Annotated in this window: 11 protein-coding genes and 4 pseudogenes; 9 read left to right on the forward strand and 6 right to left on the reverse strand. The window is 64.2% G+C overall.

Annotation, left to right across the window (positions count from 1 at the left end; translation table 11 throughout):
- Window positions 1–129 precede the first annotated feature (129 nt).
- Entirely contained in the window at window positions 130–591 is a 462-nt protein-coding gene (locus ABNQ39_RS36885; RefSeq protein ID WP_376967867.1) for a hypothetical protein, read from the reverse strand.
- Between the two features lie 941 nt (window positions 592–1,532).
- On the opposite strand from ABNQ39_RS36885, the gene ABNQ39_RS36890 reads away from it, so the two are divergent.
- From ABNQ39_RS36890 to ABNQ39_RS36925, 9 genes and pseudogenes are all read left to right on the forward strand, one after another.
- The gene (locus ABNQ39_RS36890) at window positions 1,533–2,180 is read left to right on the forward strand and encodes a hypothetical protein (protein ID WP_376967869.1); all 648 of its coding nucleotides are present in this window, start codon (window positions 1,533–1,535) and stop codon (window positions 2,178–2,180) included.
- Window positions 2,167–2,874 carry a hypothetical protein gene (locus ABNQ39_RS36895; protein ID WP_376967871.1) on the forward strand — a complete coding sequence of 236 codons (708 nt, stop codon included), beginning with the start codon at window positions 2,167–2,169 and terminating at the stop codon, window positions 2,872–2,874. Before ABNQ39_RS36890 ends, ABNQ39_RS36895 begins: the two co-directional genes overlap by 14 nt.
- Before the next feature lie 9 nt (window positions 2,875–2,883).
- A complete protein-coding gene (locus ABNQ39_RS36900) occupies window positions 2,884–3,210 on the forward strand; it encodes a hypothetical protein (RefSeq protein WP_376967874.1) in 327 nt (108 codons plus the stop codon).
- Window positions 3,211–3,519: 309 nt separating this feature from the next.
- The gene (gene tnpA, locus ABNQ39_RS36905) at window positions 3,520–3,912 is read left to right on the forward strand and encodes an IS66-like element accessory protein TnpA (protein WP_376967877.1); all 393 of its coding nucleotides are present in this window, start codon (window positions 3,520–3,522) and stop codon (window positions 3,910–3,912) included.
- A complete protein-coding gene (tnpB, locus tag ABNQ39_RS36910; protein WP_376967879.1) occupies window positions 3,909–4,175 on the forward strand; it encodes an IS66 family insertion sequence element accessory protein TnpB in 267 nt (88 codons plus the stop codon). The genes tnpA and tnpB overlap by 4 nt, the downstream gene beginning before the upstream one ends.
- Window positions 4,176–4,184: 9 nt before the next feature.
- Window positions 4,185–5,135, forward strand: a pseudogene (tnpC, locus tag ABNQ39_RS36915) (IS66 family transposase); the annotation flags it as partial.
- 100 nt (window positions 5,136–5,235) lie between these two features.
- Window positions 5,236–6,027, forward strand: a pseudogene (locus ABNQ39_RS37295) (ISL3 family transposase); the annotation flags it as partial.
- A 54-nt stretch (window positions 6,028–6,081) separates the two neighbouring features.
- A pseudogene (locus ABNQ39_RS37300) lies at window positions 6,082–6,847 on the forward strand (ISL3-like element ISAzs13 family transposase); the annotation flags it as partial.
- 149 nt (window positions 6,848–6,996) lie between these two features.
- Window positions 6,997–8,552 (forward strand): annotated as a pseudogene (locus ABNQ39_RS36925) (ISL3 family transposase).
- A gap of 224 nt (window positions 8,553–8,776) precedes the next feature.
- Here the strand turns inward: ABNQ39_RS36925 and ABNQ39_RS36930 are convergent.
- The 5 genes from ABNQ39_RS36930 to ABNQ39_RS36950 are packed head-to-tail and all read right to left on the reverse strand — an operon-like array spanning window position 8,777 to window position 16,169.
- On the reverse strand, window positions 8,777–10,726 hold the full coding sequence (locus tag ABNQ39_RS36930; RefSeq protein ID WP_376967881.1) for an alpha amylase C-terminal domain-containing protein: 1,950 nt from the start codon (window positions 10,724–10,726) through the stop codon (window positions 8,777–8,779).
- A 52-nt stretch (window positions 10,727–10,778) separates the two neighbouring features.
- Window positions 10,779–12,092: a cupin domain-containing protein gene (locus ABNQ39_RS36935; RefSeq protein ID WP_376967884.1), complete on the reverse strand. Its 1,314-nt coding sequence runs from the start codon at window positions 12,090–12,092 to the stop codon at window positions 10,779–10,781.
- 35 nt (window positions 12,093–12,127) lie between these two features.
- Entirely contained in the window at window positions 12,128–13,279 is a 1,152-nt protein-coding gene (locus tag ABNQ39_RS36940) for a hypothetical protein (protein ID WP_376967886.1), read from the reverse strand.
- 13 nt (window positions 13,280–13,292) lie between these two features.
- On the reverse strand, window positions 13,293–15,095 hold the full coding sequence (locus tag ABNQ39_RS36945; protein WP_376967889.1) for a GMC family oxidoreductase: 1,803 nt from the start codon (window positions 15,093–15,095) through the stop codon (window positions 13,293–13,295).
- 21 nt (window positions 15,096–15,116) lie between these two features.
- Window positions 15,117–16,169 carry a gluconate 2-dehydrogenase subunit 3 family protein gene (locus tag ABNQ39_RS36950; protein ID WP_376967892.1) on the reverse strand — a complete coding sequence of 351 codons (1,053 nt, stop codon included), beginning with the start codon at window positions 16,167–16,169 and terminating at the stop codon, window positions 15,117–15,119.
- Window positions 16,170–16,193: the final 24 nt, after the last annotated feature.

The raw sequence follows: 16,193 nt of genomic DNA on the forward strand, positions 1-16,193 counted from the left end.
GAATTGTGCGGCACGGGGGCATGGGCGTGCGAACGCCGCAAAGGCGCGATCCAGGCGCCGCCTTCCCAAATTCCCCGTACGCGCTTGGAGCGGAGATGCCCGGCGGTCCGCAATGCGAACCCGTGCCGATCAGGGATGATCCTGTATCGCGCCCTGAATCTCTTTCACCGATTTATGATTGTAAGCGGAAAAGAGCCAGCCCGCAGGTTTTCCGTCCATGGTCGTGGAGTTGCCCGTCGTCATCCCGAGGCTTCTGATGTTTCGATCCCTGCTGAAATTCCAGAACGCCGCAGGATCGCTCACATCGACCGGGCTATCGACCAGAGAGAATATTTCCCTGAATACGTTCGTCAGTTCTTTTCTAAAAAACTCGGTATATTCTTGGTGATCTCCCTCGTATTCGGTAATAACCTGTATATATAAATTATCAATTACTAAAATACGTGCGAAATGCACCAACCCTGATTTTCGTAACGCATCTTCTATATCTTTTTGTATTTTCGTTGCGAAGATTTTCTCAAGATTGGCCAGCTTCGCCAGCGTCTCGGGATCCTGCTTGATGGGCAAGGTGAGATTCAAGGCGTGTGTCATGGTTTCCTCCTCTTCGAGCGCTTGCTTGATCCTGAAATGCCATCAGCATCATGAGCCGTGCTGGCGGAGAACGCCGCAGCCGAACCGGCTGAGAATGACCGTTGAAGCAAAACCTGATCAAGGCAGGGATGCAGAACAGTTCTATTCGGCACGGAGAAGGCGGCACGGAGAAGTGACGCAACAGAAAAGCGCAGCATAGCTCATCAGTTTCCCTCACACTTTTCATCGCGTGAGGGAGGACAGTCAGTCGACGGCGCAAATTCTTGAAAATGATGTCCATGCAATAAAAACTCGTCAACAGCAAAAAATACCATGTTGACTTCGACCGAGTGGTTCGGCAATGGCTCGGCGACAGGCGAGGTACATCCGCCGTGCTGCGCTTTGACCAGCCAACGCGCCGGAAGTGGGCTTCAAAGGCCGGATGTCCACGATCAGCAACGTCTTGGCCGACAAAGGGGTGCGGCAAGCGCTTTCCGCACCCCTTTGGAGCGGGTGTACCGCCCCACCAGATAGGTGGATGTGCCGTCCATCTGGGGAGCGCGGAATTGCTGTGGCGATCATGTAGGGCAGTGTTGTGGGGTGGCGCATAGGAAGCAGTCTGATCTTTGAGCGGGCATAGTAATCTCCGGTCCGAAGATCATCGGAACACGAATTCATACAAGCGTATTCATTGACCAGAGGTGCAGCACCGCATAGCGCGCCTAGCATATTGACGTGCCCATAGGCGAGAGGCGACAGGCGCGCCATGTCCTCATCGTGAATGTTGAAGCCCTCCCCCGCTGTTGTGCGGCAATTCACGGAAGAGTGGCTTCCGTGCAGCAAATTATTCCGACAGAATTTTCCGTACGGACAAGTGGGGCCTCCTGGCCGATCCGTGGCAAATCGGGACAACCTGTCGGGAAATAGATGTTTATCCTCAGCCAGTCAGTAGGAGATTGGTGATGTCAGGAGCCGAAAATGAGCTTTCGGTCGGAAGCCCCTCAGCCCGAAAGGGTATCGCCGCCATAGCGTTGCAGTTTGGCGGATGGCTCCTGCCACTTGTTCTCATTGCGTGGATCGTCGCCACCGGCCTCGGCATCATTGGCCGTCCTCAGGCACCACGTCTCTTCGGCTTTGGAGAGCAGCACGCCGCCGCGTTTGACTTCTCTCCAGAGGTCGAAAAGCAGCTGCAGGAAGCACGGGTGCGCATGGATGCTGTCAATCGAAGCTATAACACTCTGCGTTGGCTAACCGACCTCGCCACCTGGGCGAGTTTCTGCGCCACTGCCATAATCACCCTCATCACCGGCGGATTTAACCTCCCCTGGCCAGGGGGGGCTGCGAAAGCGAGAGACAAAGCCGTTCGAAGTGGAGGCGGAGGACAGCGGCGCCCGGGACGGTTTCACGCCCTTGGCTTCCTTGCGGCGGTCGCGTCCGTCTGCACACTCTTAGGGGCGCAGCTTGGCACAAAGACATCGGCTACACTTGCCTGCGCGAAGGAAATGCGCGACCGGATCACGGAGGTAGCCCAGAGCCTGAAGGATGTCCCACAAAACGAGATCGTTTTGCTGACTCGCCTTAGGGACAGCACAAGCCGTGACTGTTCGTAGACGCACTCTTACCGCGGTGATTCTCGCCTGTGGCATCGGCCTTGCTGCTTGCTTCGACCAAGCAACGGACCCGCGACGTGTTTTCGATTTCGAAGACGCCTCCAGCGACCTCCGGCCCCAGGTTGAAGAAGCCATCGCAAGCGCGAATGCCGCCCTGGGCATGGCAAATCAGTTCGTGCTACGGGCTACCTGGCAGGAGCCTGTCAGCAAAGGCGGACCGCAAGAAGTTCCGGTTTATCTTCTACGCCGTCGCCTCCCAATCCATCAAACCGTAGAAGGGATTGCCTTGGCCCAAGCAGCGGTCGGGAAATTTCGCTCTGCTCTGGCCACAGTGACAGTCGATCCCCGTTATGAGGATTGCAAGGACATAGACCCTTGCGCCCCGCTGATGTATGCTGGGACCGAAATTGCGAGGCTCGCGTCGGGAGTCGTCCATAATTTTTCCGCAGTGGATAGCGCAGCTACGGAAAGCGATTGCCGTTGCGTTATTCTGATGGAAGAGGATCTCAAAAAATTCGAACTTATCATCGGCCCGTCTATTGATGACGGCAAGCCTATTGTCCCGCTCACTTGGTATATCCCTTGGTATGCATTGCACGAGGTCGGGCACCTGAACAAGGCATTCAGGTTGCAGCCGAGCCCGGCATGGGCAGCACTCTACGAACGCACCCATTCTGGGCTCAATGAAAAATAGCAAGAAGAAATGCGTTCTGATGCTTACGCTGCGGTAACCCTTAGACAATCCTGCTTTTTTTCGCCTCAAGAAATTCGCGATCTCGTTGGCCAGGCGTGCCTCGGTCTTGCCCTTCAGCCTCTTCAACTCTGGTCATACGCGCTCTTTGACAAAAGTGGAGCGGGCTTACGACGCCAATATCTTGAGAATGGAGACACCCACCCCAATTTTCTGATGCGTCTTCTTGCTATGAATATTGTAATGACCGATGGTGACGAAAGCGGGATTAAGCTCCTTAAAGATTTTCTGGATAATCGAGAAAAAATTGCAAAACAACTTTCTAGTCCTGTACCTTAGAGCCGGTTCTGTCAGCCTTCGCGCTAACTTGTTTGACGGCGCGGGGCTGACGTAGAGGATCACCTTCCCTCTGGAGGTGACCGATGCGCTGCCCACACTGCCACTCGATCAGGACGATGGAGCGTTCGGACCGGACGACCCACGGCTACCGCCGTTTCCGCTGCCAGGGGTGTGGGCGCGGTTTCAATGAGTGTGAATCGGCTCAGAAGCGGGGTTCATCCGTATCCCTCCGCCGAGTGCCGCCTTGTGACGGCCCTGGGAAGCTGAATCATGGGGCCTGTCCCTATGGCTATCCCTATGGCAGTCCCTATGACTATCCAACGCGTCGAGGTGATTACGGGTCTGGAGAAACGGCGGCAGTTCACTGACGATGAGAAGCTGCTGCTGGTCGAAGAGGCTTTCCAGCCCGGCGTCAAAGCGACTGAGGTTGCCCGACGCCAAGGTGTCGACGTCAGTCTGTTGTATCGCTGGCGCCGCCAGTTCTTCGGTCCGCAACCCCGGCTGCCGGCCTTCGTGCCGATCACCGTCGCCACCGATGAACCGTCGCCGGAGGACGCGCCGGAACCGACCCCAGTCTCCTGCACTCCACCCGCCGGTATCATCGAGGTTGAGTTCGCGGTCGCCCGCCTGCGGATCACCGGCCCGGCCGATCCGGCTCTGGTCGGAACGGTGATCGCCGCGCTGTCGGGGCGGTCAGCATGATCCCGGTGCCGTCAGGCGTGCGGGTCTGGCTGGCCGGCGGGGTCACCGACATGCGTTGCGGAATGAACTCGCTGGCGCTGAAGGTCCAGGAAGGGCTTGGCCGCGACCCTCATGCCGGCGATCTATACGTCTTCCGTGGGTGTCGCGGCGACATGGTGAAGTGCCTGTGGCACGACGGGCTTGGCATGTCGCTTTACGCCAAGAGATCAGCCCGCCGCCATCAGGCAGGAAGAGCAAGGATCGATGCGGGTTTCAGGGTATAATCGGGCCCTATGAACGCCTTGCCCGACGACATTGCCAGCCTGCGTGCCGCCTTGGCGCGGGCCGAGGCGCGGGCGGATGCGGCTGAAGCCGAAGCGGCGCAGGCCAGGGCGATGGCGTCGAATACCGAGGCGCTGATCGCCAGCCTGAAGCAGGAAATCGAGAAGCTCCGGCGTGAACTCTACGGCACGCGCTCCGAGCGCAAGGCGCGCCTGCTGGACCAGTTGGAGTTCCAACTCGAAGAGCTGGAAGCGACGGCCAGCGAGGACGAGTTGGCGGCCGAGCAGGCCGCTGCTCGAACGACCGCCGTGGCGGCCTTCACCCGCAAACGGCAATCGCGCCAGCCCTTTCCCGACCACCTGCCGCGCGAACGCGTCGTTGTGCCGGCCCCGGCGAGCTGCCCGTGCTGCGGCTCGGACAAGCTGTGCAAGCTGGGCGAGACGATCACCGAAACGCTGGAGGTGATCCCGCGGCAATGGAAGGTGATCCAGACGGTGCGCGAGCGGTTCTCCTGCCGGGCCTGCGAGACGATCAGCCAGCCGCCGGCACCGTTCCACACCACCCCGCGCGGTTGGGCCGGCCCTAACCTGCTGGCCACCCTGCTGTTCGAGAAGTTCGGCCAGCATCAGCCGCTGAACCGGCAGGCAGAACGCTTCGCACGGGAGGGGGTGCCGCTCAGCCTGTCCACCCTGGCCGACCAGGTGGGCGCCGCCGCCGCGGTGCTGAAGCCGCTGCACGACCTGATCGCCGCGCATGTGATGGCGGCCGGGCGGCTGCATGGAGACGATACCCCGGTGCCGGTGCTGGCAAAGGGCAAGACCGACACCGGACGGCTGTAGGTGTATGTGCGTGATGACCGGCCATTTGCCGGCCAAGCACCACCGGCAGCGCTGTTCCACTATTCGCGAGATCGTAAGGGCGAGCATCCCGAACGGCATCTGGCCGGCTTCACGGGCTGGCTGTCAGTGCCGATTGGATACTGGTCCATCCGCATTCCCGGTGCATGGCGGATGCGGATCGGGGCCGGAATGAGCACATAGAAGGGACGATTTCCCCTTCAGAGTGCCCGTTTCCTTGTCCACATCGCTGCTTTCGTTGCTCCCGGCCGGCCTTGCCGTCGACCGGGTCACCGTTGATGGCGACCACGTCGTCGTGGCCGCCCATGTGCGGGCCGCCGCGGCCGCCTGTCCGTTGTGTCGGCGAACGTCGCGCCAGGTCCACAGCCGCTACACCCGCCGCCTGGGCGATTTGCCGTGGCAGGGCCGGGTCGGCGAACTCCATCTGCAGGTTCGCCGTTTCCGCTGTGCGACGGCGGATTGTCCCCGCCGCATCTTCGCCGAACGCCTGCCCATCGTAGTGGCTCCCCGGGTCCGGCGGACCCGCCGGCTCGCCGAGGCACAACGCACCATCGCCTTGCGCGCCGGCGGCGAGCCCGGCGCTCGGCTGGCTACACGGCTCGCCATGCCGGTCAGCGGCGACACGCTGCTGCGCCTGATCCGGGCGGTGCCCGTTCCGGAAAGGCAAACGCCGCGGATCATCGGCATCGACGATTGGGCGTGGCGCCGGGGCAAGCGCTACGGCACCATCATCGTCGATCTAGAACGCAACCGGCCCATCGACCTACTGCCCGACCGTCAGGCCACCACCGTGGCCACGTGGCTCAAGGCGCACCCTGGGGTCGAGATCGTCGCCCGCGATCGGGCGGGAGCCTACGCCGACGGCATTCGCCAAGGCGCGCCGGATGCGATCCGGGTCACAGACCGCTGGCATCTTTTGCGCAATCTCGGCGATGCACTGGGCGAGGTGCTCACCGGTCACCAGCGGGACCTTCGCATCGCCGCCCAACGGGCCGTTGCCCCGGCCGCCGACACACCGGCGGCGCCACCGGTTGCAAAAGCTCGGCTAGCAACCCGCGCCGAGCGGCGGCGGGCGGCAACCCGGGCCGCCCGGCTCGCCCGGTACGACGAGGTCGCCGCGCTGAACGCCCGTGGCTGGTCGCAGACGCGCATCGCCCAGACGCTCGATCTCGACCGTAAGACGGTGCGGGTCTGGCTGCGTGCCGGGCAACCGCCGTCCTGGGATCAACCGGCGCAAGGCAGCGTGCTCGATCCATTCATCGACCACCTGTCCCGGCGCTGGGATGAAGGCTGCCACAACGCCGCCCGGCTATGGCGGGAGATCCGCGCCCTTGGCTTCACCGGGCAGCGCAGCGTGGTGCGGGACTGGGCCCGCCCACGGCGGCGGGCCATCCCCGCTGCGCCATCCGGCGGGGCGGCCTCCTGGCGGACGCCCTCACGGCGGCGTGCGGCGTGGCTGGTGGTGGCCGATGACGACGAGATCGAGGCGACCGAACGCGCCTTCGTCGCGGCCCTGATCGCCGGAGCGCCCACGCTGACACGGACCATCGCAGTGGCGCGGGCATTTCGAGCCCTGGTGCGCGGCAAACAGAAGGACGCCTTGGACGGTTGGCTCACCGCCGCCGGCGAGACGGCTTTGGCCGGCTTCGCCGCAGGCCTCAAGCGCGATCTGGCGGCGGTGCGCGCGGCACTGTCGTTGCCCTGGAGCACCGGGCCGGTGGAGGGGCAGATCAGCAAACTGAAAAACGACCAAGCGCACGATGAACGGCCGCGGCGATTTCGACCTGCTGCGCCATCGCGTCCTCGAAGCCGCCTGAACGGCCGCGCTCCAGCCTTCCAATGCACCGGGAATGCGGATGGACCGCTTACGTTCATCCGCGCATTCGGTGCTGAGACGGACGGCTCGTAGCTGTTGGTGCACATGTGAAGCGGGGAGATTCACATGATGCAGATCTCGGATCACGCCCTGCCGCTGGTGCCGGCCGGCCTTCAGGCGACGGCGGTTATGATTGAGCAGGATCGCATCGTCGTCACTGCCGGAACGATTGGAACGGTGGCAACCTGTCCGACCTGCGGAACGGGATCGGACCACGTTCACAGCCACTATTGGCGCACCATCGCTGACTTGCCGTGGCAGGGACGTCAGATCGTTCTGCGGGTTCAGGTTCGTCGCTTCCGTTGCCGGCACTGCGGATCGCGTATCTTTGCCGAGCGCCTGCCCGAGATTGCCCGCAAGGAGCGGCAGACGGGGCGGCTGGCGTTGGCTCAAGCCCAGATCGGCCTGGTGCTGGGCGGCGAGCCGGGGGCGCGGTTGGCGTCGAAGCTGGCCATGCCGGTGAGCGGCGATACCATCCTGCGCCTCATCCGCAAACTGCCGCCACCACCGTGTCCGCCTCCGCGGGTGATTGGTGTCGACGACTGGGCATGGCGCCGCAGCCGGCGCTACGGAACCATCGTGTGCGACCTGGAACGCGGCCGGGTGATCGACCTGCTGCCGGATCGCTCCGCCGCTCCTCTGTGCGCGTGGCTGAAGCGACACCCGACCGTTGCGCTGGTCAGCCGTGATCGATCCGGCCCCTATGCCGAAGCCATCCGCACCGGCGCGCCGGGCGCCGTGCAGGTGGCGGATCGGTGGCACCTGCTCGTCAACGCGTCGGACGCCCTGCGCTCCTTCCTGGACCGCCACCACGCTGAACTGCGCGAAGCTGCACGGCTGTGCGGCTCCGGTGTTCGCCCGTCCGCATGCGCCTTCCCACCGGACGCCATGAAACCGTCGCCCAGCAATGCCGACGCCCGGCGGCAGGTGCGCTACCGCATGGTCGCGCAGTTGCACGCGCAGGGGCTCCCGATCAAGGAGATCGTCCGCCGGACCGGGGTAGCCCGCAACGCGGTGCGCCGGTGGCTTCGTGCCGGCGAAGCCGCTCCATATCGACGGTTTCCGGGGCCGAGCCTGCTGGATCGCTACACGTCCTTCGCCGAGGCCGCATGGCGCAGTGGACGGCGCAACGCCGCCGCCATCTGGCGCGCCCTTGTCGAGCAGGGGTTCGAGGGCGGCTTGACATCGTGCGCCGCTGGGCCAAACGGCGGCGAATGGCCGATGCTGAGCGACCTGATGCTCCCCTGCCGTCGTGGCGGGTGCCATCCAGCCGCCGCGCGGCCCGCCTGCTGACGAGTGACCCGACCACGCTGAGCCGTGCCGACCGCTGGTTCGTCGACACCGTGAGGGCGATCGCGCCAAGCATCCGTGAGGTGGCAGACCTCATCAACGACTTTGGCAAACTCCTCCGCCGGCAGAGCGCGAGGTCCCTCGCCGCGTGGCTGGAGGCGGCCTCCGCGACAGCGCTGCGCAACTTCGCTCAAGGTCTGGCCGCCGATCTCAACGCGTTGCAAGCGGCTCTCCAGGAGCCCTGGAGCAATGGCCCGGTCGAAGGGCAGATCAACCGCCTGAAGCTCATCAAGCGGCAGATGTTCGGCCGCGCCAAGTTCGATCTGCTCCGTCAGCGCGTCTTATGCACCGCCTGACGACTGCCACGCCGGCCATTACTGCGGCCTATGCCACCTCAGCACCGAATGCGCGGATGAACCCCAGCCGCGCGCCGTTTCACACAAACACGCTATGAAACAGCGCCCGCAGGCTCGGCGACGGAACTGCGTGCGCAGTGCATTGGTCACCTCGTGGATAGAGATGACCCTGAAAGCAAACATCACGCCAGCGGCCAAGTGGCGCGAAACCGACTCGAACCCGATTAGGAGCCGACGAACACGAGGACGGCGTTGGCGGGAATAGTAACCGACGCCGACTGTTCGAACCCGTGCATCGCTCGCCCGGCAGCAGACACGCCGCCCGCGTTGCCGGACACCCATGGATTGGGTAGGTGGTCGTAAAAGTCGCTGTTGAAGACCTCGCGCCACCATCCGCCGCGAGGGAACCCCAGTTCGTAGCCTGTCAAAGTCGCGTCGTTCAGGCTGAAGATTACGAACGCGTCCTCGCCATTGTCGGTCCAGCGATGGAAGGCCAGTATCCGGCTCTCGTTGTGGACGGTCGACACGTTGACGAAGTCGCTCTGCAACGCGGCATGGCGGTGGCGGCAAGCGACGAGGTCGCGCATGAAGGCCAAGTGGTCCTGCATCGCGCGGTCTGTGTGCAGGCCGTCCCACCAGATCAGCGTGTTGCGGCTGTGGAGCGGATCGTCACTCCACTGCTTGTCCTCAAGGATCTCTTGGCCCATGAACAGCATCGGGATGCCCGGCGCGGTGAGCAGCAAGGCGGACGCCGCCCGCGCGCGGCTCCTCCCCCACCAACTCCGGCCCGGGCGGCCATCTCCGAGGGCGGCGATCCGTGGTTCCCGTCCCGCGTGGACCACGTCGTGGTTCTCCACACAGTTCACCGCCCGCCATGCTGCCGGGAAGCCCGGCGGTGCGTGCAGGGAGGCGGCGATGGCGTCCATCGGGACGTGGGCATCGGACCCGAAGGAGGCTTGGCGAATTGCGTGGCGCACGGAATCGCGCAGGCGGTCGGACAGCGCGGCGTCGAATCCCATTCCCTGCGGCGGCGCGGACACGGCCAACGCGCGTTCGTCACCCCAGTACTCGGCGATCTGGATCGCCTTCGGCTTCGCGTATCGGACCGTCGCGGCGAGGTCCTGGGCGAACCTCCATCCACCGTAGCGGTGTATGACGGTGACCTCGTCGTAGCGGAAGCCGTCGGCATGGTACTCGTCCAGGAAGAACATCGCGTTGTCGATCAGGAATTGCCGGACCTCGTCCTTCCAGAAGGCAAACACGAGGCCGCCCGCCCAGTCCCGCTCCGTGAAGTACAGGCTGTTGTTGTTCGTCGTCGCGGGTTGGCGGTCCATGAAATAGATGCTCTGCGGATCAAACCCGCCCCCGGCATGGTTGTAGACGACGTCGAGGATCACCGCGATGCCGTTGAGATGGCAGAGATCGATCACGCATTTGAGCTGGTTGGGGCCGGGTCGCAAATCCCGGACGGTGATCGGCCCTTGGCCGCGCGCGGCCAGAATCCGGTTCGCCTCGTCCATGTACCGCGCCAAATCCGCGTCGGACTCGACTTGGTAGTCGGACTCCGGTGAGAAGTAGTCGGTTCCATTGTACCCCATGCTGAACTCCGAGGGGTATTCTTGGATTGGGAGCGGCTGCACCGCGTTGACGCCGAGATCCCTCAGATGGTCGATGCGGAAGAGCAGGTCGAGGAACTTGCCCATCGACGGCCCCCGCGCGCCGGCCGCCGATCCGTCCCCGGCTTGGTAAACGCCGAAATGAAACTGGTAGATCACAAGGTCGCGGAATTCGGGGGGGCGGTATCCCTGGTCGTGCCAAGGGTAGGAATTGGACGCCCTGACGATGCAGTCGCAGTCTGGGAACGCAGGGTCCGTTCCAAGCTCGCGGGCATAGGGGTCGCGCTTGAAGCCGGACCCGCCCTCGCCGTCCACCCAGAACCGGTAGAGCGCTCCCTCCCCCAGACCCGCAGCGAACCCGGTCCACATGCCGCCGCGCCGGACAAGGGCATGCTCCTCCGTCGGGGTCCAATCCCTCCCGGCCGTCGGCTTGGACTGGTCGGCCGCCACGTAGACGCGACGGGCAGCCGGGGCCCAGACCCTGAATGTGACGCCGCCCTCCGCGACAGTCGCACCCATCGGCGTCCGGTCGGTAATGTGTTCCTGCGAAATCGGCATGGTCGAGGCTCGTCGGCAATGACGGGAACGGATGGGGTGGCGGCCCTGCGGGTCAGTCGTACCCGCCGAACATGAAGAGCGAACACGGCTCGTCGAGGCTGTTAACCAAGGCGTGCATCTGGCCGCCCTTGACCAGCGCCAGCTCGCCGGCGCGCATCGTGCGCACCTCGATCGCGCGCTGGCGGCCGTCATACTCGGCCCAGTCCCCCGTGATCATCAGCGCCTTGCCGTTCAGCAGCAGGAAGACTTCCTGGTTGTCGCGATGCCGATGGATGCCGATGGAGCACCCGGGTTCGAGGACGTGCAGGTCCATGTAGTCGACGGCCATGAACGGTTCGCTGGCCACAGCCGGCGGCTTGTTCCGGTCGGCGTCGAAATTCCATGCATCTAGGTCGCGGCCAAGCTCCCTGCGCCAGGACGGGCCAAGCGCCTCGCGGCGGCGGGCCTCGTGCCCGAAGTAGTTGGAGTAGAGGTTCCGGTACTCGAGCCGACCAAGGCCGCCGTGCGGATTGGAGCTGGGGCCGATGCCGACATAGTTCGCCCAGCCGCGAAAGCTCATCGCGAACTCGTAGACGTAGTTCTTCCCGTCCCGCGAGTCCCAGCGCTCCCCCGCCTCGTCCGCCCAGGCGAACTCGACCCGCAGCGGGCGGACGGGGTGCATCGCGTGGTCCGGCAGGTAGTCGAACATCGCCACACCGGACAGGCCGGCATCGTCGCGGACCTTGTCGAACCCGGGTCCTTGAAAGTCCTCCAATGCGCCGCGCACCAAGTCTGGGCGGACGAGCAGGGCGCCCCGCCGATGGGAGGACAACCCCTTGCCGGAGAGGTGGCTCGCGAGGTCTTCGCCGGGATAACCCCAGAGCTCGACCTCATAGCGTCCGGTGGCCTCGTTGTAGGGAACGCTGATCAGGCCGTCGGCCTCGACGGCGCCAACCTTGAGGAACAGCTTCAGCGAGGGCGAACGGCAGACGCCGTCGGACCCGGCGAGCGGAGACCCGAGGGCCGCCGTGTAGGCGATCTGAAGGACAGGCCCCGTCCACGCCCCGGCGTTCGCGTATCCCCGGATGATCTGCGTGGCCGCGGTGGTGAACCCGGCGACGTTCTGCTTCTGGAAATCGTCCTTGTTGTCCTGGAGGCGGGGATCGCGGACCTGCCAATCCCCGCCGGAAGGTCCGTACAAGAACATCCGCCCGACCCCGAACAGGTATTGTAGGCTGTCGACCAGATAGTGCTGCCGCTCGGCCGCCAGATCGACGCCCTCGACCAAGCCGATCACCTTCGACACCGGATTGTTCCGGTTGTAGTTCGGAGAGGTCCCGGGCTCCACTAGGCGGACGAGTTCGATTTCGCCGTCGTTGATGCGCATCGGTGCGGTCTCCCTTGACGGTTTCGGGGGGGGGCTCAGGCGCTGTGGTATAGGAAGGCGACGAAGCGCAGGTCCTTGTCTTCGGACCGGTTCTCGATGCCGTGGATGCCGCCGCTTTTGGTGAAGATCACGCTGCCCGGCCCGACTTCGACCATCTTGCACCGCTTCATCCCGAACCCGTACACGTGGCGATCCACGGTCGGGTGGTTGGCCAGCTTGGGATCGTCCAGTTCACCCAGGTAGGCGACCCCGGCTCCCTCGGTGATGTAGTAGAGCTCCTCGCTCCCGATGTGCCTGTGGGTTCCTTCGACGGTCTTCGGCGGAACCTTCACCTCGTGGAAGAAGACGAGGCTGCCTCCGAACTCCTGCTGCAGAATCCAGCGCATCTCGACGATGTTGGGCGTCTGCCGCCAGTTCGGGTCCTCCCGTTCCATCATCGCGTTCTGGTAGCGCACGGGCTTCACGTCGCTCCGAACGTCGTCGATGAACCACCCGCGCTGGAAGTCGACGCCGTAGTTCGGCGTCTTGACCGTGTTCCGGTCGTCGCTGGGATGGTCCGTGTTCGGAACCTGGATGTTGCGCTCGAAGAAATTGTCCCAGCGGGCCTCTTGCTCAGACAGGTGGCGCCCGCCCGGACCTTGAACGTCGCTCTCGCGAAAGGCAAGATTGACCCGGCCGATGGCCGACACGTCCGCTAGCGCCCCAGCGAATGCGGGCACGCAGGTGATGGACCCGCGGTGCCCCATCATGTCGGTGACCTGGAAGTCATGACGGTGACCGGGCGGTGGTTCGAGGCTCTGCCAGATCTCGACTTGGAACGCGTCGATCCACGGGCAGTACTGCATGTGGCACGTCGCGCCGACGGACTCACCGTCGAGGGTGACCAGCTGCACGTAGGCCAGTGCGCCATCGCGGACGAATCGTCCCCTTTCGCGGGCGGCCTCCGTGAGCCGGCTGGCCCGGTACTCGACGCGGACGAAGTTGGACATCTTGGAACCGTCGATGTGGACATCGCCCTTGAGGACGTTAATGTCCGCCTTTCCACGCACCTCCCGGACGTTGTATCGGTACCTAGGGCTGCGCGTCGCATTCAGGTATTGAGCGTGGTAGATACGGTCGGGGAAGAAGACGACCTGGAACACTTGGTTCCAAGGGTCCGTCACCATTCGGCTGAAACGCGGATCCATGGCCTGTCTCCGGTCAGAGCGTGGCGAGGTGGTCGGCCACGCGGAATGCGTTCGCCTGAATCGTCAAGGTCGGATTGGCTCCGCCTGAGGTCGGCATGAACGACCCATCGGTCACGTAGAGATTGTCGAGGCCCCAAACGCGGCAGTTGGGGTCGAGGACGGAATCTTCGGGATCGTCGCCGAACCGCATCCCGCCGAGGATGTGGTTGGCGATGCGGACGGCGTTCCCGTAGACGGACCCATGCCCGATATCAGCCGGCTCCACTCTCGGTATTCCCCTCGCCAGGATGTCGCGGCAGACGGTGGCCATGACTGCCATGACTCGGCCGTCGTGGGGGTGCCAGTCTTTGATGATGTGCGCGCAGGGGCGGTTCCATTTGTCGCGGACCGGGTGGAGTTCGATGCGGTTCTCTAGCCTCGGGATCTGGTTGGCCATGAAGCTGACCGATAGCCGCGTCCCGAAGTCATTCTCCAGCCACTTGACGATGGCGTCCCCGCGCTTGCCGCTGTCGCCGGCGAACCCCGCCCAAAAGGTGTCACCATCCGTGCTGCCGTCGGTCCTGGCCAGGGTGACGGGCAGGGACTGGTCCGACGTGTTGTTGTAGATTGCCCCGGCCGCCCAGATCCGGTTCTCGTCGAGGAACGGTTCGGCGGCGCAGGCGTCGGTCGCGAAATCGGAGTCGAGGCTGACGGACTTGTCGAACCTCTGCCCGGGGACGGCCACCTCCGCGCCCCCGAAGGCGTGGGTCAGGAAGAAGCGGCCGAGAAGGCTTCCGTCCTCGCGATAGCGCACTGCCCGGCCGAACCCGCCCTTGTCCTCCTCGGCGGACAGCATCAGCAGGCGGACGGACTCGATGGCCGAGCAGGCGACAACGACGGTGCGCCCGACCACGCTCCGGCGCTCTCCGGCCGCGTCCCGGTAGTGGACGCGTGTGACCTGCCGTCCGTCCGCTGAAAGATGCGTCACGTTGCAGTTCGGCCGGACTTCGAGGGTGTTGCAACTCCGCAGCGCGGGACGGAGCAAGGCCACCCAGGTGTTCGACTTATAACCCATGGGGTCGCCGTACCGGTTGAAGTAGCCGACCGCCGGGAATCCGGCCTTGCGCCCGCTCGGTTCATGGTCCTCGGTGATGACCGCGAGCGGGGTCCGGTACGTCTCGAAGCCGAGGGCGTGCATCCCGACCCGCGCGAACTCGCTGATGGGGTTCGGCGCGAGTGGCTTCTGGTAGCAGTCTCCCGAGGGGAACGGCTTCGCCTGCCCGGAGACGGTGCCGTTGAGTCCGAGGAGAGATTCCGCCTTGGCGTAGTAGGGCTCCATCACGTCGTACCCGAACGGCCAATCGCGGACGTGCCGCATCGCGTCGCCATCGGGGTTGTCCTCCAGCCGGCGGCCCTGGTTGGCGGACTTCAGGCGGAAGTCCCTTTCGGCAAACCGGAGCGACACGGCGCCGTACAACTGCGTGCCGCCGCCGACGACCTGCGCGGTATACCCTTCGACGGTCACGCGTGGCTTGCCGCCGTCCAAGTCGGAGAAGATATGGGGCTCGTCGTTCAGGTCCGGCTCGATGTGGCTTGCGTAGAACGAATCGCCCGTGTTCCTCATGCCGGGGACCGTGATGATCCGCTCGGCGCCGGCGTTGAACATCTCGTCGCGCTTGAAGTCGGACAGGGAGCCGGGATGGCGTTCGTCCTGCGTCCGCAGGAGGGGTCCCTTCTCGATCACCAGGACCTTGCGTCCTTTTCGCGCAAGGTCGTGCGCGATCGGGGCGCCGCCGGCGCCGCTGCCGATGATGACGACATCGTAGGTATCATCCATGGAACAGAATCCTTCCTGGACTCAGCCGCGGTACTCGGCGCTGGTCCCAAGCGGAGGCTCGATCGCCTGCCGCCAAGCGAAGGCGGTGACGGCTGGGTCCGCTGTCGAGCGAAACCGCTCGGCCAGATAGTCCCATGCCATGCCCCCCGGATTGCCCCCGTATTTCGGGTGCGAGAACGCCCCGGTCCACGCGTGCCGGCGGAGAAGCCAGAGGAAATACGAGGGATTGCCGTAGCGCTCCCTGTCCCATCCGTCCTCGAAGAGCGACGGGGCTCCCACCGCTAGATCGCCGTAGAGCTGGACGTAGGCGGACTCCTCGACCAAGGCCGGGTCGCGGCCCTGGTGACGTCGCCTGAGGATGCCGTCGATCATCTCCAAGCAGGTCTTGTAAGTGTCGAGGCGATGCCTCTCCTCGCGCGCGACCAGCTTGTCGATGAAATTCGCGACGCCGACCGATATGTCGAGCCTGTATAGATGGTCGACCTTGTTCTCGTCGGCTCCGCGAGCGAGAAGGTTGATGGCATCGTCGGAATTGAACGGGAGTATGTGCCGCACCAGACGGTCTAGGATCGCGTACTCCCACGGCTCGAAGCTCACGGGCTGGGCGTACGACCAAGTGAAGAAGCTCGACCAGACGTCGCCGTTGGGCAGGGTTTCGACCTGGGGGTTGATCGGGTCCAGGGAAGCCCGGTCGTCAACGACGAACAGGTAGCGGAACCGCCTCCCGCGCGGCACCTTGGCCGAAAGCGCGAAGAACCGGCTCCCGTCCAACGATTCCAGCCTCAAAGGCTCGTTCAGGCGGTGGGCCGTGCAGACCAGGGATACGGCCTCGGGCCGGGCGCCTCCTGGCGGGGCGTAGACAAACGTCACATCGTTCCATTCGCCAGCGTCGGCTCCTCCGCCGTCGTGGGCGTCAATGATCGGAAGACGCCAGCATTCGCTGATGCTCTGCCGTGACTGCCCGTCGTATGTTCCGAAGAAGCTGTGCCGCGCGTCCTCGTTGTCGCGCGCGAGAAGCTTTGTGCAATGGTTGAAAACGTATTCGGTATCCTTTTTTATGACTTGGAGCGACATTTTCCCTCCGAATAGTTCTACTTT

Source organism: Azospirillum sp. A26, assembly GCF_042604635.1.
GTDB lineage: Bacteria > Pseudomonadota > Alphaproteobacteria > Azospirillales > Azospirillaceae > Azospirillum > Azospirillum palustre.